Here is a 17,639-nt window from a genome sequence, read left to right on the forward strand (position 1 = left end):
ACCATGGTGAAGCGGACGACGTTCGACGAAGCCCCGTGCCCGGTGGCGCGCTCGGTCGACACGATCGGCGACTGGTGGTCACTCCTGATCGTGCGCGACGCCTTCGACGGCGTCCGACGCTTCGGTGAGTTTCAGCGCAGCCTGGGCGTCGCGAAGAACATCTTGTCCGCCCGGCTGCGGGCGCTGGTCGGGCACGGGGTGCTCGACATGGTCCCGGCTTCGGACGGGAGCACTTACAGCGAGTACGTCCTCACGGCGAAAGGCCGTGCTCTGTTCCCGGTGATCGTCGCGCTGCGGCAATGGGGCGAGGCGCACTTCTTCGCCGCTGACGAGCCGCGGTCGGAACTGGTGGACCGTGACGGCGGGCGTCCGCTGCGGGGGCTGGAGGTCCGTGCCGCGGATGGACGCGTCGTCGGCCCGGACGACACCGTGGTGGTGAAGGCACGCGCGTAGATCGGGGCCCTTCCAGGTGAGTCAAGCCCGGAAGGGCCCCGACCGGATGCGGGGAGCCCGGAGGGCGGTGACCGACGGAGCCCGAATCTCCGTCGGTCCCGGATCCTCCCGGCGTCCCCAGGGGGTGGCGGTGGGAGCGGAGGCCCAGCAACCCACCGCCACCTGAGGGACCGCGGCCGCCGCGCGCGGCCCCGGTCCGGTCGCGAACCCGGGTCACCCGGCGGGAACGCGAGCCCAGGGCATCTCCTCCTGTGCGGGTACGGCCGCGGTCGGGGTGTCGGACAGGAAGTCCCGCTCGAACGGGGCGAGGATGTCCTCCCCGATCGGCGCCGGTTCGGCACCCGAAGCACCCGAAGCGGCGGAAGCCGCGAACGACGGTTCCGCGGGAGCGGACGCGGGGAACACCGGCTCGGGCACCGGCAGCCGCCGGTCGAGTTCGGCGGTCCAGTGGATCATCGCCTTCGGCCGGTCCCAGCCCGCAGCGCCGATGAGCCTGCCGTCGCGGACGAAACCGGTGACCCCGTCCGACAGTTCGATCGTGTCCTTGCCCAGCGACGGCATCCCGACCGTCTGCAGCCGCGCGTCGTACAGGGACGACCAGGCGCGGGGGAGCGGCGTGTACGGCCGCGCGTTGCCCCGGCCCAGCATCAGGCTTTCCGCCGCCGCGCGCCCGGATTCGACGCCGTTCATCCAGTGCTCGACCCGTCGCGGGGTCTCGTCGATCCGCAGGTTCGGCCACTTCGCGACGTCGCCGGCGACCACGACGTCCTCCGCCCCGACGGCGAACAGGGTCGATTCGCACAGGACGCCGTCGTCGATGGTCAGCTCCGAACCGCGCAGCCAGTCCACGGCGGGCACGCTGCCGATCGAGAGCACCACGCAGCTGGCCACCAGGAACTGGTTGTTCGTCAGGTGCAGCCCGACGGTCTCCTTGGTGCTGATCCAGTTCCGCACCTCGGTGTTCATCGCCAGCTTCGCGCGGTGGTGCTGGTGTTCCTTGGTGAGCGCCGACGCGATCCGCTCCCCGAAGCGGTGCAAAGGCGCCTTCGCGTGGCCGATGAGCGTGACGTCGCGGCCCATGTACCGCATCGACGCGGCGAATTCGTTCCCGATCAGGCCGCTGCCGATCACCACGACGGACTTGTTGCTGTTCCCCAAAGCCCGCCGGACGGCGAGTGAGTCCTCCACGGTGCGCAGCACACGGACCCGGGGGTCGTGGCGCGGCGAGCCGGGGAGATGCCGGGGGTGGACGCCGGTCGCGACGATCAGGCCGTCGTACCAAAGGGACTCTCCGCCGGGCAGGTGCACCGTGCGTTCCTTGGTGTCGAGCCAGGTCGCGCGGGTGCCGAGCCGCCAGTGGACGTCCAGGTCGAGGTACGGTTCCAGGCTCGCGGCCACCGGTTTCACGCCGCCGGTGATGAGTTCCTTCGACACCATCGGCCGGTGGTACGGCTTCCGCGGCTCGTCGCCGACCAGCACGATCTCGCCGTCGAAACCGAGTTCCCGCAGGCGTTCCGCGGAGCGGAGCCCGGCGACGCCCGCACCGACGATGACGATCCGGTCTCCGTCACTCATCGTCGTACGCTCCTTCTCCCTTGACTCTGATGGCTTGTTTCGGGCAGAGCCTCGCGGCGGAAATTGCCTGGTCCAGTCCGTCCCTGTCGACCATCCGGCGGATGCGGAGCTTGCCGTCCGGTCCGATCTTGAACGTCGCGGGCGCCTCCATCTCGCAGAAGCCGAAGATCTCGCACCGCTCGTTGTCGACGCTGACGCGAGTGCCGCGCCGCACGCTTCCGAAGATCATTTTTCGTCTCTCCAAGTCGTTTCCGCTCTCGTCAGACCAGTTCCTCGACCAGGCCCAGCCGTTCCAGGTACCGGGTGGGCGTGAACCGCAGCGCGGTCAGCAGGACCGCGGGGACCAGCAGGGTGATCCCGCCGAACCACAGGAGGCCGAGGTGGCCGTTGGCCATGGCACCGAAGAACGCGTGCAGCGCCGTGATCGCGACCGCCGGATAGGCGAGCCGGTGGATCCACAGGAAACGCCGGTAGGAACTGAACCGGCTGATGCCGCCGGTCAGCGCGACGGCGATCATCACCTCGAGCCCGACGACGCCGAGCTCGTGCCGCGCCAGCGTGCCCGGCAGGAGCGGGATCGAGATCTGCGCGAGGGTGAAACCGTCGGGCAGGAACAGGAACGACATCGCGTGCACGACGCCGAACGACAGCGTCAGGATGCCGAGCACCATATGCGAGTTGCGCAGTGCCTTCCGCCCGGTCAGCGACTTGATCCAGCCGGTCGCGGTGAACACACCCCAGCACAGGGTCAGGCACATGAAGCCGTACGAGATCCGGGCGGAGGTCTGCGCCATGCCCTTGATACCGGGGTCGGTGTCCGATTTCTGGGTCAGGACGATCACCACCTCGGACCACTGGTCATACATTGATCTCTCCTGGGGCACTGGGAACCAGTTCTGGTTCGGCGGCGGCCGCGCGTTTGCGGGTCCGGGTGTTCTTGCTGCGCAGGGTCCGGATGGCGAAGAACAGCCCGCCGCCGAGCACCACCGCGAGCAGCAGGCCGAGGGCGAAGTCGCCGAAACCGACGTCCATCGCGGAGTTGGCCGAGTTCGACTGCGGCAGCGGCGCTTCCGGCATCAGTGACTGGTCGACCACGCCGGTGCTCTCCAACAGGGTCATGTGCCGCAGCACCGCCTGGTTGGCCGTGGTGGCGTAGTCGCGGACGACGTCGTTGCGGGTACCGGCCCTGACCTGGGCGATGATGGGGAACAGCACCCCGTGGGCGTACCGGAGCCGGTTGGCGAAGATCCGGTCGAATTCGGTGTCGTCGCGGGCGGCCTTCATCTCGCCGAGCCACGCGGACTGCTGGTCCGACGGTTCGGACGGCAGGGCGATGCCGAACCGGTCGGCGATGGAATGCGTCGCGGTGTCGAGCCTGCCGTGGTCGATCATCAGGGTCCGGCCGACTTCGCGGGTCCGCTTGCTCTTCCCGCGTTCCTGCGCCCACATCCCGGCGGGCATTTCCCACAATCCGGCCAGTTTGACGTTGACGATCAGGTTCTTGTCCGCCGCGGAGAGTTCTTGGGCGTGCGCGTCGTCGGCGGGGCCGAGCAGTGTCACCGCGGCCATCGTCAGCAGAACGACCAGCAGGCGGGAAAACGCACCGGGAGTGTCAGATGCCGAGGTCATCGGCCTGCCAGGTCTCCGCGGTCAGCAGCACCTTCGTCCCGTCCGGCTTGACCGGGAACCACGCGTCGTCGACGCCCTGCCCGCCGGTGTTGCCGGGCATCGCGTCCTTCGCGTTGCGGTAGAGCGGCCAGCCCGCGAGCGTGACCTGCTCGGTGCCGTCGTCCCTGGTCACGGTGCCGACCAGCGCGCGATCGATACCGGTCACCACGAGGTCGCCGCCTGCTTTCGCGGGAATCCAGGTCCGGGAGCAGGTTTCGGCGCAATTCGACTTGGGCGGATCGACCGTGTCCTTGTCGTAGCGGTAAAGCGTGAAGCCATTGGTGTCGGTGACGATCGGTCCGAGGTCGAACAGGATCGCCGCGGTGACCCCTGGGGCCGCGTCGGCCGCGGGGTCGGGCATTCCGGGGATCTGCGCCGCGCCCGCGGCGGGGGCCGCGCCCGGAGAGCCGTTCGGTCCCGCGGTACCGGTGGTGCAGGCCGCGGTCAGCGTGACCACGGCCAAGGTGAGAGTCAGAGGTATGACCGAGCGTGACACGGGGTTCACGGAAATCCTCCTGTCGGGGCCAGAGGAGTGCGCAGTCGCCGCGGGGTGACGGTGCGCAGGCAGGTTTAAGTACACTGTGGACGGTCAAGATCCACAGTGGATTCGGCGGTGCGGGGGACAGCGCCGGGTCGGGGGTCTTCGGTAGGGGATACGGTCACGAGTCGGGAACGGTTCAAAAAACTTTCACCTGCGGCAGAACCGGGCGGGAACGGTTTTGGTACTGGACTTATCGCCCCTGATCCCACAAAGATGTGCCGCGTGGGACGCCACTCTCGGATACTGCAGCCAATGGTCGATCATGAACCCGCTTCGAACGGGCATGACGACCTCATCAGGGCGTTGTACCAGGAGTTCGGATCGAGCCTGATGGCGTTCGTGCTGAAGTTGACCGGCCACGATCGCCAGTGGGCCGAGGACGTGGTCCAGGAGACGCTCATCAAGGCGTGGCGCAACGCCGGCAAACTCGACCGGCAGCCGGAAATGCTGCGTGCCTGGCTCTTCACCGTGGCCAGGCGCATCGTCATCGACGGCTGGCGGAGCCGGAGCGCCCGCCCTCAAGAGGTGGAGGAACTCGAGTCGGATTCGATCGGAGTGCCGGACGAATCGGAGAAGACGCTCGCGGCCATGATCGTTTACGAGGCCCTGCGCAATCTTTCCCCGGAACAACGTGAAGCCGTCCAGCAGACCTACCTGCGTGACCGCACCGTGAACGAGGTCGCGGCGACGCTCGGGGTTCCGCCCGGTACGGTGAAATCGCGGATCCACCACGCTGTGCGCGCGCTGCGCAGGGCGTTGCAGGAGCGGGGGTGAGCGAGGTGTCCGGAGCGCCGCACACGGATATCGCCGCCTACGTCCTGGGCGTTCTCGGCGAGGAGGATCACGCCAGGTTCGAGGCGCACCTGCTGGAGTGTCCCGAGTGCCAGGTCGAGCTGGTGGAGATGTACCACCTGCCCGACATCCTGGACATGGTCAAGAAGAGCTGGCCGGATCCGCCCGTGAAGGGCCCCGGGCCGCGGGTGCTGCGGATGCTGCTCGCGGACGCCGCCAAGGCGGGCCGCCGTCGCAAGGTCGTCCGGCTCGCGACGGCCGCCGCCGTACTCGTGCTCGTCGTCGGCGGACCGCTCACCGTCTTTTCGCTCACCGACCGTGAACCGGTCATCACGCAGGCGGCGCCCACCGTCGTCACGTCGGTGGTGCCGTTGTCGCCGACCAGGGAGCCCGGCCCGGACGGCGGCGCCGCCCCGTTCGGCTGGTCCGAGGCGGGCAACGCGGTCGCCGCCGAGGTCACGGTCCAGGAGAAGGAGTGGGGCAGCGCGGTCGAACTCGAACTGCGCGGCCTCACCGGCCCGATGACCTGCCAGCTCTTCGCCTACTCCCATGGCGGAGAGGCCTACGTCGTCAACAACTGGAGTGTGCCGTCCAAGGGCTACGGCGTTCCCGGTTCCCCGGACCCCCTCGTCATCACCGGTTCGACGGCGTTGCAGAAGGCCGACATCGAACGCTTCGAGGTCCACAAGCAGGACGGCACCGTGCTGGCCATCGTGCGCCGGTAAGTTTTTATAACGGAAAGATAACGGCGGGGTCGCGTTTTGAACCGGCTCCCGGCCGGAACCGTATCTCTCAGTAGCCGGATCTCCCTCGGCGGGCGAACAGAAGGTTCGCCGCGAATTCGGTAATCGGCGTATTCGACAAATGCGTGACTCATGCCTGGGTGCGAGTGATTCTTTTGTGTGCCCGGAAACGAATGAGGTGAGCAAGTCAATGGCACGAAATCAAGGGCGCCATCGTATCGCCCGCAGGACCAAGATCGCGACCGCGTTGCTGGGCCTGTCGATCGCGGTCGGTGGACTGGTGGTGTCCACCACGACCGGCGACTCCGACAAGGCCTCCGCGGACGAGGTGGACAAGTCGCAGTTCGTGGACATCACCAAGGTGCAGCCGAACGTCGACAAGCCGGAGCAGGGCCGGAACGCGTCCACGGGCTCGTTCACCGTCGACTGCGGCAAGAACGAGAACGGGCATTTCAATCCCGACAACTTCATCGCGCAGCCGGGTATCCGCAACGGCGCCCAGCACTTGCACGACTACGTCGGAAACCTTTCCACCAACGCGGATTCGAACAACAACAGCCTGCTGGGCGCCGGGACCACCTGCCGGAACGGTGACGAATCGGCGTACTTCTGGCCGGTGGTGCGGATCGACACCGAAGAGGAAGGCGAGCGGCAGCAGAACGGCCAGAACCAGAACGGTGGCGATCAGAACCAGGGTGGCCGGGACCAGCAGCGTCAGGCCGACCGCAACTCCGGCGGTGGCGGCCAGCCGCAAGGCGATCGCGATCAGAACGGTGACCGGAACCGTCAGCAGGACCAGGGCGGCGACCGGCAAGGCCGCGACCAGAACGACAATCAGAACCAGAACAACAACAACAACGACAACCAGAACCAAAACCAGAACAACAATCAGGATCAGGCCGAACTGGACGCGCCGAACGCGGACAACGAACTCGCCGGCAACGACGGTGAGATCCAGCGTCCCGCGGTCGTCGACATCACCTTCAAGGGCAACGCCCAGGAGAAGGTGAAGGAGATGCCGAAGTTCCTCCGCATCCTTTACGGTGACGCGAAGGTCACCACGAACGGGCCAGCCAACGCGCGGGAAAGCTGGACCTGCACCGGCTTCGAGGATCGTGTCATCAAGCAGTACCCGATCTGCCCCGAAGGCAGTGACGTCAAGCGGGTGCACACGTTCCCGAGCTGTCTCGACGGCAACAACATCGACAGCGAGAACCACCGGGACCACATCAAGTATCCCGACGAGAACGGCGAGTGCGCGAACGGCCTGACCGCCGTCCCGGAGCTCACCATCTCGCTGACCTACAGGATCCCCCGGGAGATCCAGGTCAACGGGCAGTACAAAGTGGACTCGTTCCCGGAGGAGGACCATAACCCCTTCTCCGACCATGACGATTTCGCGAACGTGATGTCGAACCAGATCATGGATCGCCTCGTCGGCTGCGTCAACGAGGGCCGCAAGTGCCGCGAATGACTCAATGAGTCCACAATGTACTTAATACTTGTAGAACTTTGTTGCGCCCCAACGGTTTCCACTTAAATAGTGATCCAGGTCACCATGGCAATCGTCGCCGTTCGGGGTTATCGTTTACCTCACAACTCCACCAGAGATTTCCGAGAATCGGCGAACAGGAGGAAAAAACTCCGGCCCGGCGGGTCCCCCCTACACCTCACCCACCCGCCGGGCCGGCCCTACTCGGAAACCGATCGACACAACTGAAGAATGCTCCGCAAGCATTCACCCGCCCTGCCGGCGGCTTCCCGAGGGAAGCTCGCCGGCAGGGTTTTTCGGTAGGTTGACGGCATGGGTGAGCAAAAGGACCGCATGCTGCGCGGTGAGCTGTACCGGGACAACGACCCTGAGCTGGTCGCGGACCGCAGGCGCGCGCAGGCGCTCGTCGACCGTTTCAACGGGACAGGTGCCGAGGAGACCGGTGAGCGGGACACGATTCTGCGGGAACTACTGGGAAAACTCGGCGAGAGTTCCTGGATCATGCCGCGGTTCCAGTGCGACTACGGCTATCTGATCGAGATCGGCGCCAACAGTTTCCTCAACTACGACGCCATCCTGCTCGACTGTGCCCCGATCAAGATCGGTTCGGACTGCTCGATCGGGCCGCGCTGTCAGCTGCTGACGGCGCTGCATCCGATGGAGGACCACGAGCTGCGGCGGCAGCGCTGGGAGTCGGCCGCGCCGATCACCATCGGGAACAACGTGTGGTTCGGCGGTGGCGTCATCGTGTGCGCCGGTGTCACCGTCGGGGACGACACCGTGGTGGGCGCGGGCAGCGTCGTCACGCGGGACCTGCCGTCGAAGGTGTTCGCGGCGGGTAACCCGGCACGGGTCATCCGGGAGCTCTGAGGCTCACTTGCCGGAAGGCGTGATCCGGGTGCGCCTGATGTGCTCGAAGACCATGGAAGTGCGCACGTCGGCCACCTCGGGGCGTTCGGTCAGTTTGTCGATCACGAAGGCGTAGAGGCTGTCGTTGTCGGGGACGGCCACATGCAGGATGAAGTCCTCGGTCCCGGTGGTCACGTAGAGGCCGACGATGTCGGGCAGCGCGTTGACGAAGTTCCGGAAGTTCTCGATGTTCCGTCGCGAGGGCGGGCGCACCCGCACCGCGATGAGCGCCTGCACCCCGCGGCCGATCGACGGCAGATCGACGTCCAGCAGCGCGCCGCGGATCACGCCGCGTTCGCGAAGGCCGCGGGTGCGGTCCAGCGCGGTGGTCGGCGAAACACCCACCGCGGCGGCCACTTCGCGGTTGGTCTTCCGTGCGTCCGACTGCAGTTGCGCCAGGATCGCCTGATCAAGTTCGTCCAGTCGTGCCATCTCGGACCTTTCACCGTATTAAGTACGAATACGGTGGACTGTACTCGTATGTCCTCTTAGCTTGGCGTTGTTCATCCGTTGATGTGAGCAGGAGACCAGCTGAATGTCCGAGTACGGTACGGCCATCGGGTTCGCCCCCGACGAGATCGATCCCACCGCGTCCACCCGCTCCGCCAGGTTGAAGTGGGTCATCGTGGTCAACAGCGAGCTGCCGCCCGGGCGCGCGGTCAACGCGGCGGTCTGCACCGCCGTCGCCACCACGAGGGCCGTGGCCGGTCTCCTGGGTGAGGAAGCGGTCGACGCCGGCGGCGAGCACTACACCGGCCTGCCGTGGGTCGGCTGCTCGGTGCTGTCGGCCGACGCCGGGAAGCTGCGGGCCATCCGTGCCAAGGCCGCGGCCTCACCGGGGTGCCACGTCGCGGACATGCCTGCGGTCGCCCAGCAGATCCGGGTCTACGCCGACTTCCTCGCGACGATGAAGGAGATCCCGACCGAAGAGATGGACTTCTGCGCGATCGGCATCGTCGGGCCGCGCAACCGGATCGACAAACTGGTCGGCAAGCTGCCCCTGATGGCGTGACCTTCAGCCCTCGAGGAGGTCCCGCAGCGCTTCGGTGAACTGGACCGGATTCCGTTGCGGCGCCAGATGCGCCCCGGGCACCTCCGTGAACGGCAGCCCCAGTTCCAGCGCGAGGATCTTCGCGGGGTGGTAGTGGTAGTGACCCCGGCTGCCGACCCCCGCGACCGGGAAGATCTCGGTCCGGGCCCGCCGCAACGCTCGCAGATCGGGAAGGTAGTCGAGGATTTCGGACAGTTCGCGGCCGAACAGCCGCTTCCAGTCCTCCTCGTTCGGCAGCCGGATCGCGCGCAGTTCGGGCAGCGCGGCTCCGGCGATCCCGTCGGTGAACCGCTTGAACGCGCCCATCAGATCGCCCGCCTGCGCGAGCCGGACCTGAGCATTGGCCTCGTCGAGCCAGCCGAGCGCGTCCGGGAGCAGCTGGATGGCGGGAGGTTCGTGGGCGACCAGCGTGGTCGCCGCCTCCGGGTGACGGGCGACGAGGTCGAGGCCGATCAGGGCGCCCGCGCTGGTCCCGAACACGCTCGCGGGCCCGCCGCCGACGTGCTGAAGGACGGCGTAGGCGTCTTCGGCCTGCTTTGGCACGCTGACCGGGCCGGTGCTGGTGTCGGTACTGCGGAAGTGACCGCGCCGGTCGTAGGTGACGACGGTGTAGTCGTCGGCGAGCAGCTTCGTCATCGCCCGGAAGGTGTCCGCCGAACCCAGCCCACCGGCGATCAGGAGCAGAAGCGGCCCTTCGCCGGTGCTGCGGACGTACAGCTCACCGTCCTCGACCGGACAACGACTCTCCGAGATCATGGCCGAAGTCAAGCACAGCGCGCTCGCCCGCTCATCCGGAGGCCAGTCGCTTCAGGACGCCGTCGGCCTCGGCCACGATCGTCTCGATCAGCTCGCCGACCGCGGGCAGGTCGTCCAGCAGGCCGACGACCTGCCCGGACGCCAGTACCCCGGCGCTCCGGTCGCCCTCGACCAGCCCGGCGCGCAGCAACATCGGCGTGTTGGCGGCCATCAGGACCTGCGACCACGTCCGGTCGCCGCCGCGTTTCATCCGCAGTCCTTCGGTGGCCAGCGAGCGCCACGACAGCCCGCTCAGCTTCCGGAACTTCGCGGCGTTGCGGGCGGCGCGCGCGAGCCCGCTCACCGGACCGGCGGACTCGAGCGCGTCGACCAGATCCGTCCGGAGGACTCGGTGCGGCATCCCGTCCACCTTGCGGGTGACGACGGTGCCGTTGAGGTCACGGGCGAGGTACGCCTGCTTGATCTCGTCGGGGACGGTGCTCTCCTGGGTGAGGAGGAACCGGGTGCCCATGGCGACGCCTGCCGCCCCGTACGCGAGCGCGGCGGCCAGCCCCCGGCCGTCGAAGAAGCCGCCCGCCGCGACGACCGGGATGTCGACGGCGTCCAGAACCGAGGGCAGCAGCAGGGTCGTCGCGACGCCGCCGGTGTGCCCGCCACCCTCGCCGCCCTGCACGATGACGGCGTCGGCGCCCCAGTCCGCGACCTTCTCCGCGTGCCTGGCGGCGCCGACCGACGGGACGACGAGGACGCCGTTGTCCTTGAGCCGCGCGATCATGTCCTTCTTCGGCGCGAGCGCGAAGGAGGCGACCCGGACCTCCTCGCCGATGAGCAGTTCGACGCGGCGCTGGGCGTCTTCGGCGTCCGCGCGGAGGTTGACGCCGAACGGCTTTGACGTGCGGCTCTTGACCTCCTTGATCGCCGCCGCCAGTTCGTCGTAGGTCATCGTCGCGGACGCGAGGATGCCGAGGCCGCCCGCTTCCGCCGTCGCGGACACCAGCCGCGGCCCGGCGACCCAGCCCATCCCGGTCTGCACGACCGGATGCCGGATCCCGGCCAGTTCGGTCAGCGCGGTCTTCACGACGGGACTTCCTTGTCCCGCTGGGATTTCGGGTCGAGGCTGGTCCGGATCAGGAGCAGCTCGGACTCGGTCGGCAGCCGGGATTCCGTGACACCGTCGGTGATCAGCGGGAACGACGTCGCCTCGACGACCTCGTCCACGGAAACCCCCGGATGCACGGAAAGCAGTCTCGGCGCGTGGTCCTCGCCGCCGAAGTCCAGGACGCCGAGGTTGGTGACGACGTGATGGACGTCGTGATAGCGCATACCCGCCTCGCGTGCCCTGGCGTAACCGACGCCGGACACGATGTCGACCTGATCGACGAAGACCCGCTTGCTGTGCCTCGGAACCCAGTAGCTCGTGCGGTGGTTGGCCGTGTTGCCCGGCCCGCCGCGCACGCCGAGAAGTTGTTTCTTCGGCTGGGAATGGTCACCGATCGCCGAAATGTTCTGGTTGCCCTCACCGTCGATCTGGTTGGCGCCCATCACCACATGGCGTTTTCCGCGCGGCACCACGGTGTCGAGGACCTTGCGGAACGGTTGCCAGCCTTCGACGACGGCTTCGGGGGTCATCAGGTACGCCTCGCCGTCGGAGAGCAGGATGTCCGGTTCGAAGGTCAGCCTGGCGAGCCTCGCGCCCAGCGAAGGGATGAAACCCATGGGGCTCACCACGATCTCGCCGTCGCCGCGGAACAATTCGGCGCAGGCCACGACGGCGATCTCGGCGCGCGTTGCGTCACTCATGCGGACTCCCCGAATTCGGCGACGGCCTTCTGGTACTTCGCTTCGTCCCCCGACAGGAACCGGTCCACGAAACCGGGCCACGCGTCGAGATCCTTGGCCGCTTCGGCGTAGTGACGCTGGAAGCGTTCGTCGCGTCCGTAGTCCGGGACGGCGGTGGTGAAGTGCGCGCCGTTCGGCGTTTCGGCGACCCCGGTGACGAGCATCCGGCTCAGCAGCAGGCTTTGCACCGGCCCCGCTTCGGCGAGCTCGGCCGTCTCAACGATCTTTTCCGTGGACACGTAACACTTGTCGGCGGCGAGCGCGAACAGTTCGTCGAAGTACGGATCCGGCCCGAGGTACTGCGCGTTGCCCCGGGCGTCGGCGCGGTTCAGGTGGACGAGGGCCGCGTCGAGCTCGATCGCGGGCACGGCCAGCAGTTCTTCGGCGTCGTCGTACGGGGACCGGACGGTGCGCAGCGACGGGTTCAGGTCCATCACGCCGGAACCGAGGCCCGCGCGCGTCGGCAGGAACGGAAGCCGTTGCGCGGCGGAGGAAAGACCGGTCCCGAAGACGCCTTCGTCGTACTCGGTGACGGTGATCGTCCCGGATTCCCGCGCCCGGGAGAACCACGGGTCGTAAGGGATCGTGTCCAGGGTGACGAAGCCGAAGACGAGGTGCTTGAGCTTGCCCGCCGACGCCAGCAGCCCGACGTCCGGGCCGCCGTAGGAGACCACGGTGAGATCCTTGAGCGGTGAGCGCAGGATCGCGCGCACCAGCGCCATGGGCTTGCGCCGGGAGCCCCAGCCGCCGATCCCGATCGTCATGCCGTCTTCGAGTTCGCCGACGATCTCGTCCGGCGTCATCCGCTTGTCGGCCATCACTTCCCCTTACCGTCCAAGAACTCCTGGCGCGCGCCGTCGGACACGCCCGCCAGGTTGAGTTCGAAGGTGAATCCCTGCTCGAAGCGATAGCTGCGATGCACGGGCTGGACGTCGATGCCGTTGATGGCCTGTTTCGCCGCGCGGATCACGCGAGTGTCCTTCGCCGCGATCTGCCTCGCCAGGCCGAGCGCGGTCTCGTCGAGCTCTTCCCGTGAGACCACGGCGTAGACCGAACCGTGGTGATGCAACTGGTCCGCGGTGATCGTCGAGGCCGTGTAGTACAACGCCCGCATCAGATGCTGGGGGACCAGCCGCGCGAGATGCGTCGCCGCGCCGAGTGCGCCGCGATCGACCTCGGGGAGCCCGAAGGTCGCGTCCTCGCTGGCGACCACGACGTCCGCGTTGCCGACCAGGCCGACCCCGCCGCCGAGGCAGAAGCCCTGCACCGCGGCGATCACCGGGACCGCGCAGTCGTACACGGCGGAGAACGCCGCCGCGCAGCCCTCGTTCGCGCCGATCAGCGCGCCGTACCCCGGATCGCGCTGGATCTCCTTGATGTCGACGCCCGCGTTGAACCCGCGGCCTTCCGCGCGCAGCACCACGACGTGGGTCGCGGGATCGCGCCCGGCGCCGGTGACGGCGGAGGCGAGGGCGAACCAGCCCTTCACGCTCAGCGCGTTCACCGGGGGCGCGTCGACCGTGACCACGGCGATGCCGGGCTCCGGTGAGTGGGTGGAAACGCTCATCGTGCACCCTTCCGCTACCAAACCTAGCACTTGCTTGGTACGTTAGCAGGGCGTCCGGCCCAGGTACAGCGAGCGTGAAGGAGGCCAGGTATGGCACTCGAACTCCGGCTCGACGGCGCCGTGGTGCTGGTGACCGGCGGCGTACGCGGCGTCGGCGCCGGTGTCACCAGGACTTTCCTGCGTGCGGGAGCCGAAGTCGTCACCTGCGCCCGCACCGAACCCGAACACCCGGTCCGCGCCGGAGACAGGGCGTCGACGTTCATTTCGTGCGACGTCCGCGACGCGGGCGAGGTCGACGCGCTCTTCGAGGAGATCTTCCGGCGTCACGGCAGGCTCGACGTCGTGGTCAACAACGCGGGCGGCGCGCCGTTCGCCGAGGTGGCGAACGCGTCGCCGCGGTTCCACGAGAAGATCGTCGCGCTGAACCTGCTGGCGCCGTTGACCGTCGCCCGCGCGGCGAACGCGATCATGCAGCGCCAGGAAAGCGGCGGCGTCATCGTGAACATCAGCAGTGTCAGCGCGACGAGACCGTCGCCGGGGACGGCGTCCTACGGCGCGGCGAAAGCGGGCCTCGACAACCTGACCGCGACGCTCGCCGTCGAGTGGGCGCCGAAGGTGCGGGTCAACGCGCTCGACGTCGGCATGGTGCGGACGGAGCACTCGCATCTGCATTACGGCGACGAAGCCGGGATCGAGGCCGTGGGCGCGACAGTCCCGTTAGGACGGTTGGCCGAACCCGACGAGATCGGTTCCTGCGCGGTGTTCCTGGCGTCCCCACTGGCCTCCTATGTCAGCGGTGCCTGCCTGACCGTGCACGGCGGGGGAGAGGTTCCTGCCTTCCTCGCCGCGTCCAATTCGATGGTCAAAGAACGAAAGGAGCCGGTGTGAGCGGGATCGCCGACGGCCGGATCGTGGTGGTGACCGGTGCCGGTCGCGGCATCGGACGGGCACACGCGCTCGCGTTCGCCGCCGAGGGCGCGCGGGTGGTGGTGAACGACCTCGGCGCCGGGATCGACGGCAGCGGCGGGTCGGCGGGGCCGGCGCAGGACGTCGTCGACGAGATCGAGGCGCTCGGCGGCAAGGCGGTCGCGAACACCGACGACATCGCTTCCTGGGACGGCGCCGCGGCACTGGTGAGGACCGCCGTCGAAACCTTCGGCGGGCTGGACGTCCTGGTCAACAACGCGGGTTTCCTGCGCGACCGGATGCTGGTCAACCTCGGTGAGGACGAATGGGACGCGGTCATCCGGGTCCACCTGAAGGGGCATTTCGCGCCGACGCGGCACGCCGCCGAATACTGGCGGGCGGAGTCGAAGGCGGGCCGGACGCGGACCGCGCGGGTGATCAACACCAGTTCCGGCGCGGGTTTGCTCGGCAGCGTCGGACAGGGGAACTACGCGGCCGCGAAGTCCGGGATCCTGGGCCTCACGCTGGTCGCGGCCACCGAATTCGGGCGCTACGGGGTGACCGTGAACGCGATCGCCCCGGCCGCCCGCACTCGGATGACCGAAGAGGCGTTCGCCGACGACATGGCCGCGCCGGAGGCCGGTTTCGACGCCATGGCCCCGGAAAACGTGTCACCGCTGGTGGTGTGGCTCGGCAGCGAGGAGTCGTCCGGGGTGACCGGCCGGGTGTTCGAGGTCGACGGCGGACGCGTCTCGATCGCGCAGGGCTGGCGGCACGGGACGGTGCGGGACAAGGGAACCCGGTGGGCACCGGCCGAACTCGGCCCCGTCGTGACGGAGTTGCTGGCGGAGGCCCCGGTCCCTGAACCTGTTTATGGGGCTTAGGCGTCCCGGGTCAGGTCCCGGACCTCGGGCCGCGCGTGGAACCCGGCCGACTTGTAGGTCGCGACGGCGGCGACATTCGAACTCGGCGTGCCCAGGGCCGCACTCGACGAGCCGAGCTCCTGGAGCGCGGCCGCCGCGGCGAGGGTGATCGCCTTGCCGTACCCGTGGCCGCGATGGTCCCGGTGCACCCCCATCGGCTCGAGGATCCCGGGCTTTCCCGCGCCCGCGGACCACACGGCGACCGCCGCGACGGCGTCGCCCCGCTCGTCGTACCCGACCAGGTACCGGGAGTCGGCGTACGGTGCACCGGTCGCCATCGCGCGCCACTTCTCGGGAGTGAACGTCGAGCCGTCGAACGCTCCTCGCATCACGTCGGCCCATACGTGGCAGTTGTCCGGTCCGATCGTCTCGATCCGCAGATCCGGGGCCTTCACCGGCTCGGCGAGATCGCGGCTCAGCGGCGTCCACGGTTCGCCGGTGCGCCAGCCGTGCCCGGGCAGCAGATCCTGGAGCAGAGCGTCCATCGGCGCCTCGACGGCCACCTCTCCCGGCGGCAGCACACCGCGTTCCGGCGCGATCACGTCTTCGGCCATCCGCCGCGCCAGTTCCTCGTCCCGGCGGACATCGGGCGCGGTCGTCACGCGCAGGAGGTCGGCCCCGTCCAGGAGCCCGACGGCGAGAATCCGCCCGTCCCGGCGCCAGATCCGGACCGCCGCGGCCGTGGCCTCCGCCCCGGAGCGCCAGAACCAGCCGAGGTCACCGGGATGCAGCTGCCATGCCACCCCTTCGGACTGCCAGTCCCGCAGCGCGGCCACGGCCTCGCCCAGCCCGTCGACTCCCGGCTTCTCCACGATGATCGCCATGCCGGTGATCACACACCACGCCGCGAAGAGTCGCATCCGGTTTTCGGCGAGGCCAAGATGGGGACGTGACGTCACTTCAGCGCCGTCTCTGGGAAGCGGTCGAGCCACTGCACGCCGTCGTCTACTTCGCCCCGGAGACGGCGGCCGCGGCTAAGGCGGTGGGCCTGCCCGGCTGGTGGATGGGTTATTTCGCCGGGCGCGTGGCGCCACTCGGGCCACTGCCGGAACCACCCGTGACGGCGATGCTCTTCGGATTCGCGCCCCGCATGGTGGCGCGATCCCTGCCCGACGCGTGGAAATACGCCGAGCCGGCGGTGGTGCTCCAGAGCCGGATGGACGCCGTCGAGGTCGCGCTGGGCCGGATCCTGCCCGCAGACGCGCCTTGGGGGGAACTCGCCGACCTGCTCGAACAAGCCGTCACCGGATGCGATTACGCGGCAAGGCCACTCGCCGCCGCCTGGTCGGCGGTCGCCCGGCCCGCCACGCCCGCCGGGAGGGTCTGGCTCGCGGCGACGGTGTTGCGCGAGCATCGCGGGGACGGTCACGTGCTTTCCGCCGTCGCCGCCGGGCTGCGCGGGCTCGACACCACACTGACCCACATCGGCAGCGGGGCGGTGACGCGCGAGGTCATCCAGGGCAACCGCGGCTGGTCCGACGAAGACTGGGATGAGAGTGTCGCGCTGCTTCGTGAGCGGGGCGTCCTCGACGGCGATCTGCGGCTCACCGACTCGGGAATCGCGCTGCGCCAACGGATCGAGGACGAGACCGATCGCCTCGCCACCGGTCCTCTCGACGCGTTGGGTGAGGACGGTGCCGCCGAGGTCCTGCGGATCGCCGTGCCGCTCAGCCGCCGTGTCTTCGACGCCGGTGCGATCCCGCTGCCGAACCCGATGGGGGCACCCAGGCCCTGACCGCTCGAAACTGTCGGACCCCGGTGGGACGCTGTTCCCCATGGCGACGTGGCAGCGATTCAGTGAAGAGGCCCCCGCGCTGGCGGAGAAGATCAAAGAGCGGTTCACCGCGAAGAAAACGCATGTGCTGGCGACGGTCCGGAAGGACGGCTCGCCCCGGGTCAGTGGCAGTGAAGTCGATTTCCGTGAGCAGGACCTGCTGATCGGTTCGATGATCAACGCGATGAAGGCGAAGGATCTGCGGCGTGACGGCAGGTTCGCGATCCACGCCGCCTCGGCGATCGACGAGGGCGGCGCGGACGCGAAGGTGTCGGGCAAGGCCGTCGAGATCACCGATCCGGCGGAGGTCGCCCGCCTGCAGGGTGACGACGGCGAGGCCCACGTCTTCCGGCTCGACCTCACCGAGGTGGTGCTGACCTGGGTCGAGGGCAACACCATCTATTTCGACTTCTGGAAGGAGGGCCAGGGGAGCAAACGGCTCGCGAGGCCGGACAACGGTCCGGTGGTCGAGGTCGCGCGGGACCAGGCGTGAGCGGTGAGGTGGTTCCCTTGGCGGGTAAGGCATAGTGGCGCGTTCGCGGTCGGTTCAGTGACCCTGTGCGACGCCGGGCCGAGGACGTCGACTGTGTGGATTTCGGGGCGTTGGATGACCAGAAATCCACACAGTCGGTCGTGACCGGTCCTGTCAC

Annotated in this window: 22 protein-coding genes; 10 read left to right on the forward strand and 12 right to left on the reverse strand. The window is 68.4% G+C overall.

Annotation, left to right across the window (positions count from 1 at the left end; all coding sequences use genetic code 11):
* Nucleotides 1-3: 3 nt before the first annotated feature.
* Nucleotides 4-453 (forward strand): winged helix-turn-helix transcriptional regulator, encoded by a 450-nt coding sequence (locus ACZ5IK_RS12335; protein ID WP_465487771.1) that lies wholly within the window; start codon nucleotides 4-6, stop codon nucleotides 451-453.
* 213 nt (nucleotides 454-666) lie between these two features.
* On the opposite strand, the gene ACZ5IK_RS12340 is transcribed toward ACZ5IK_RS12335, so the two are convergent.
* The 5 genes from ACZ5IK_RS12340 to ACZ5IK_RS12360 are packed head-to-tail and all read right to left on the reverse strand — an operon-like array spanning nucleotide 667 to nucleotide 4,153.
* Nucleotides 667-2,028 carry an NAD(P)/FAD-dependent oxidoreductase gene (locus tag ACZ5IK_RS12340; RefSeq protein ID WP_465487772.1) on the reverse strand — a complete coding sequence of 454 codons (1,362 nt, stop codon included), beginning with the start codon at nucleotides 2,026-2,028 and terminating at the stop codon, nucleotides 667-669.
* Nucleotides 2,021-2,257, reverse strand: coding sequence for a ferredoxin (locus tag ACZ5IK_RS12345; protein ID WP_005164337.1), 237 nt, complete (start codon nucleotides 2,255-2,257; stop codon nucleotides 2,021-2,023). The genes ACZ5IK_RS12340 and ACZ5IK_RS12345 overlap by 8 nt, the downstream gene beginning before the upstream one ends.
* A 31-nt stretch (nucleotides 2,258-2,288) precedes the next feature.
* Complete coding sequence (locus tag ACZ5IK_RS12350; protein ID WP_465487773.1) at nucleotides 2,289-2,894, reverse strand: ferric reductase-like transmembrane domain-containing protein; 606 nt, start codon at nucleotides 2,892-2,894, stop codon at nucleotides 2,289-2,291.
* Nucleotides 2,887-3,657, reverse strand: a complete 771-nt coding sequence (locus ACZ5IK_RS12355) for a DUF4142 domain-containing protein (RefSeq protein ID WP_465487774.1) — start codon at nucleotides 3,655-3,657, stop codon at nucleotides 2,887-2,889. Before ACZ5IK_RS12355 ends, ACZ5IK_RS12350 begins: the two co-directional genes overlap by 8 nt.
* Nucleotides 3,641-4,153, reverse strand: coding sequence for a hypothetical protein (locus ACZ5IK_RS12360; RefSeq protein WP_465488016.1), 513 nt, complete (start codon nucleotides 4,151-4,153; stop codon nucleotides 3,641-3,643). The genes ACZ5IK_RS12355 and ACZ5IK_RS12360 overlap by 17 nt, the downstream gene beginning before the upstream one ends.
* 336 nt (nucleotides 4,154-4,489) lie before the next feature.
* Between ACZ5IK_RS12360 and ACZ5IK_RS12365 the strand changes: the two genes are divergently transcribed.
* From ACZ5IK_RS12365 to ACZ5IK_RS12380, 4 genes are all read left to right on the forward strand, one after another.
* A complete protein-coding gene (locus tag ACZ5IK_RS12365) occupies nucleotides 4,490-5,011 on the forward strand; it encodes a sigma-70 family RNA polymerase sigma factor (RefSeq protein WP_233224236.1) in 522 nt (173 codons plus the stop codon).
* Complete coding sequence (locus ACZ5IK_RS12370) at nucleotides 5,008-5,754, forward strand: anti-sigma factor family protein (protein WP_465487775.1); 747 nt, start codon at nucleotides 5,008-5,010, stop codon at nucleotides 5,752-5,754. Before ACZ5IK_RS12365 ends, ACZ5IK_RS12370 begins: the two co-directional genes overlap by 4 nt.
* A gap of 208 nt (nucleotides 5,755-5,962) precedes the next feature.
* On the forward strand, nucleotides 5,963-7,246 hold the full coding sequence (locus ACZ5IK_RS12375) for a DUF1996 domain-containing protein (RefSeq protein WP_465487776.1): 1,284 nt from the start codon (nucleotides 5,963-5,965) through the stop codon (nucleotides 7,244-7,246).
* 330 nt (nucleotides 7,247-7,576) lie between these two features.
* Nucleotides 7,577-8,134, forward strand: a complete 558-nt coding sequence (locus ACZ5IK_RS12380) for a sugar O-acetyltransferase (protein WP_410602112.1) — start codon at nucleotides 7,577-7,579, stop codon at nucleotides 8,132-8,134.
* A 3-nt stretch (nucleotides 8,135-8,137) separates the two neighbouring features.
* Here ACZ5IK_RS12380 and ACZ5IK_RS12385 read toward each other — a convergent pair whose 3' ends face one another.
* Nucleotides 8,138-8,605 carry an Lrp/AsnC family transcriptional regulator gene (locus tag ACZ5IK_RS12385; protein ID WP_101606544.1) on the reverse strand — a complete coding sequence of 156 codons (468 nt, stop codon included), beginning with the start codon at nucleotides 8,603-8,605 and terminating at the stop codon, nucleotides 8,138-8,140.
* A gap of 103 nt (nucleotides 8,606-8,708) precedes the next feature.
* Between ACZ5IK_RS12385 and ACZ5IK_RS12390 the strand changes: the two genes are divergently transcribed.
* Complete coding sequence (locus ACZ5IK_RS12390; RefSeq protein WP_465487777.1) at nucleotides 8,709-9,185, forward strand: DUF2000 domain-containing protein; 477 nt, start codon at nucleotides 8,709-8,711, stop codon at nucleotides 9,183-9,185.
* 3 nt (nucleotides 9,186-9,188) lie between these two features.
* On the opposite strand, the gene ACZ5IK_RS12395 is transcribed toward ACZ5IK_RS12390, so the two are convergent.
* The 5 genes from ACZ5IK_RS12395 to ACZ5IK_RS12415 are packed head-to-tail and all read right to left on the reverse strand — an operon-like array spanning nucleotide 9,189 to nucleotide 13,386.
* On the reverse strand, nucleotides 9,189-9,980 hold the full coding sequence (locus tag ACZ5IK_RS12395) for an alpha/beta fold hydrolase (protein ID WP_465487778.1): 792 nt from the start codon (nucleotides 9,978-9,980) through the stop codon (nucleotides 9,189-9,191).
* Between the two features lie 31 nt (nucleotides 9,981-10,011).
* Entirely contained in the window at nucleotides 10,012-11,058 is a 1,047-nt protein-coding gene (locus ACZ5IK_RS12400; protein WP_465487779.1) for an NAD(P)H-dependent flavin oxidoreductase, read from the reverse strand.
* Complete coding sequence (locus tag ACZ5IK_RS12405) at nucleotides 11,055-11,780, reverse strand: CoA-transferase subunit beta (protein ID WP_465487780.1); 726 nt, start codon at nucleotides 11,778-11,780, stop codon at nucleotides 11,055-11,057. The genes ACZ5IK_RS12400 and ACZ5IK_RS12405 overlap by 4 nt, the downstream gene beginning before the upstream one ends.
* On the reverse strand, nucleotides 11,777-12,637 hold the full coding sequence (locus ACZ5IK_RS12410) for a CoA transferase subunit A (RefSeq protein ID WP_465487781.1): 861 nt from the start codon (nucleotides 12,635-12,637) through the stop codon (nucleotides 11,777-11,779). Before ACZ5IK_RS12410 ends, ACZ5IK_RS12405 begins: the two co-directional genes overlap by 4 nt.
* A complete protein-coding gene (locus ACZ5IK_RS12415; protein WP_465487782.1) occupies nucleotides 12,637-13,386 on the reverse strand; it encodes an enoyl-CoA hydratase family protein in 750 nt (249 codons plus the stop codon). Before ACZ5IK_RS12415 ends, ACZ5IK_RS12410 begins: the two co-directional genes overlap by 1 nt.
* 90 nt (nucleotides 13,387-13,476) lie before the next feature.
* On the opposite strand from ACZ5IK_RS12415, the gene ACZ5IK_RS12420 reads away from it, so the two are divergent.
* Together ACZ5IK_RS12420 and ACZ5IK_RS12425 are read left to right on the forward strand one after the other, a co-directional pair.
* Nucleotides 13,477-14,274 (forward strand): SDR family oxidoreductase, encoded by a 798-nt coding sequence (locus tag ACZ5IK_RS12420; protein WP_410602106.1) that lies wholly within the window; start codon nucleotides 13,477-13,479, stop codon nucleotides 14,272-14,274.
* Nucleotides 14,271-15,176 (forward strand): SDR family oxidoreductase, encoded by a 906-nt coding sequence (locus ACZ5IK_RS12425; RefSeq protein WP_465487783.1) that lies wholly within the window; start codon nucleotides 14,271-14,273, stop codon nucleotides 15,174-15,176. The genes ACZ5IK_RS12420 and ACZ5IK_RS12425 overlap by 4 nt, the downstream gene beginning before the upstream one ends.
* Here the strand turns inward: ACZ5IK_RS12425 and ACZ5IK_RS12430 are convergent.
* Nucleotides 15,173-16,039: a GNAT family N-acetyltransferase gene (locus tag ACZ5IK_RS12430; RefSeq protein ID WP_465487784.1), complete on the reverse strand. Its 867-nt coding sequence runs from the start codon at nucleotides 16,037-16,039 to the stop codon at nucleotides 15,173-15,175. The genes ACZ5IK_RS12425 and ACZ5IK_RS12430 overlap by 4 nt on opposite strands.
* 65 nt (nucleotides 16,040-16,104) lie before the next feature.
* On the opposite strand from ACZ5IK_RS12430, the gene ACZ5IK_RS12435 reads away from it, so the two are divergent.
* Together ACZ5IK_RS12435 and ACZ5IK_RS12440 are read left to right on the forward strand one after the other, a co-directional pair.
* Complete coding sequence (locus ACZ5IK_RS12435; protein ID WP_465487785.1) at nucleotides 16,105-16,950, forward strand: SCO6745 family protein; 846 nt, start codon at nucleotides 16,105-16,107, stop codon at nucleotides 16,948-16,950.
* Nucleotides 16,951-16,990: 40 nt separating this feature from the next.
* Nucleotides 16,991-17,482 (forward strand): pyridoxamine 5'-phosphate oxidase family protein, encoded by a 492-nt coding sequence (locus ACZ5IK_RS12440; protein ID WP_465487786.1) that lies wholly within the window; start codon nucleotides 16,991-16,993, stop codon nucleotides 17,480-17,482.
* Nucleotides 17,483-17,639 lie beyond the last annotated feature (157 nt).

The sequence above is a fragment of the Amycolatopsis sp. NPDC031561 genome (genome assembly GCF_055580625.1).

Excerpts from the sequence above, each read along its gene's own strand:
- ACZ5IK_RS12335 (WP_465487771.1), top strand. The coding sequence starts at position 4 with ATGGTGAAGCGGACGACGTTCGACGAAGCCCCGTGCCCGGTGGCGCGC.
- ACZ5IK_RS12340 (WP_465487772.1), bottom strand. The coding sequence starts at position 2,028 with ATGAGTGACGGAGACCGGATCGTCATCGTCGGTGCGGGCGTCGCCGGG.
- ACZ5IK_RS12345 (WP_005164337.1), bottom strand. The coding sequence starts at position 2,257 with ATGATCTTCGGAAGCGTGCGGCGCGGCACTCGCGTCAGCGTCGACAAC.
- ACZ5IK_RS12350 (WP_465487773.1), bottom strand. The coding sequence starts at position 2,894 with ATGTATGACCAGTGGTCCGAGGTGGTGATCGTCCTGACCCAGAAATCG.
- ACZ5IK_RS12355 (WP_465487774.1), bottom strand. The coding sequence starts at position 3,657 with ATGACCTCGGCATCTGACACTCCCGGTGCGTTTTCCCGCCTGCTGGTC.
- ACZ5IK_RS12365 (WP_233224236.1), top strand. The coding sequence starts at position 4,490 with ATGGTCGATCATGAACCCGCTTCGAACGGGCATGACGACCTCATCAGG.
- ACZ5IK_RS12375 (WP_465487776.1), top strand. The coding sequence starts at position 5,963 with ATGGCACGAAATCAAGGGCGCCATCGTATCGCCCGCAGGACCAAGATC.
- ACZ5IK_RS12380 (WP_410602112.1), top strand. The coding sequence starts at position 7,577 with ATGGGTGAGCAAAAGGACCGCATGCTGCGCGGTGAGCTGTACCGGGAC.
- ACZ5IK_RS12385 (WP_101606544.1), bottom strand. The coding sequence starts at position 8,605 with ATGGCACGACTGGACGAACTTGATCAGGCGATCCTGGCGCAACTGCAG.
- ACZ5IK_RS12390 (WP_465487777.1), top strand. The coding sequence starts at position 8,709 with ATGTCCGAGTACGGTACGGCCATCGGGTTCGCCCCCGACGAGATCGAT.
- ACZ5IK_RS12395 (WP_465487778.1), bottom strand. The coding sequence starts at position 9,980 with ATGATCTCGGAGAGTCGTTGTCCGGTCGAGGACGGTGAGCTGTACGTC.
- ACZ5IK_RS12405 (WP_465487780.1), bottom strand. The coding sequence starts at position 11,780 with ATGAGTGACGCAACGCGCGCCGAGATCGCCGTCGTGGCCTGCGCCGAA.
- ACZ5IK_RS12410 (WP_465487781.1), bottom strand. The coding sequence starts at position 12,637 with ATGGCCGACAAGCGGATGACGCCGGACGAGATCGTCGGCGAACTCGAA.
- ACZ5IK_RS12415 (WP_465487782.1), bottom strand. The coding sequence starts at position 13,386 with ATGAGCGTTTCCACCCACTCACCGGAGCCCGGCATCGCCGTGGTCACG.
- ACZ5IK_RS12420 (WP_410602106.1), top strand. The coding sequence starts at position 13,477 with ATGGCACTCGAACTCCGGCTCGACGGCGCCGTGGTGCTGGTGACCGGC.
- ACZ5IK_RS12430 (WP_465487784.1), bottom strand. The coding sequence starts at position 16,039 with ATGGCGATCATCGTGGAGAAGCCGGGAGTCGACGGGCTGGGCGAGGCC.
- ACZ5IK_RS12440 (WP_465487786.1), top strand. The coding sequence starts at position 16,991 with ATGGCGACGTGGCAGCGATTCAGTGAAGAGGCCCCCGCGCTGGCGGAG.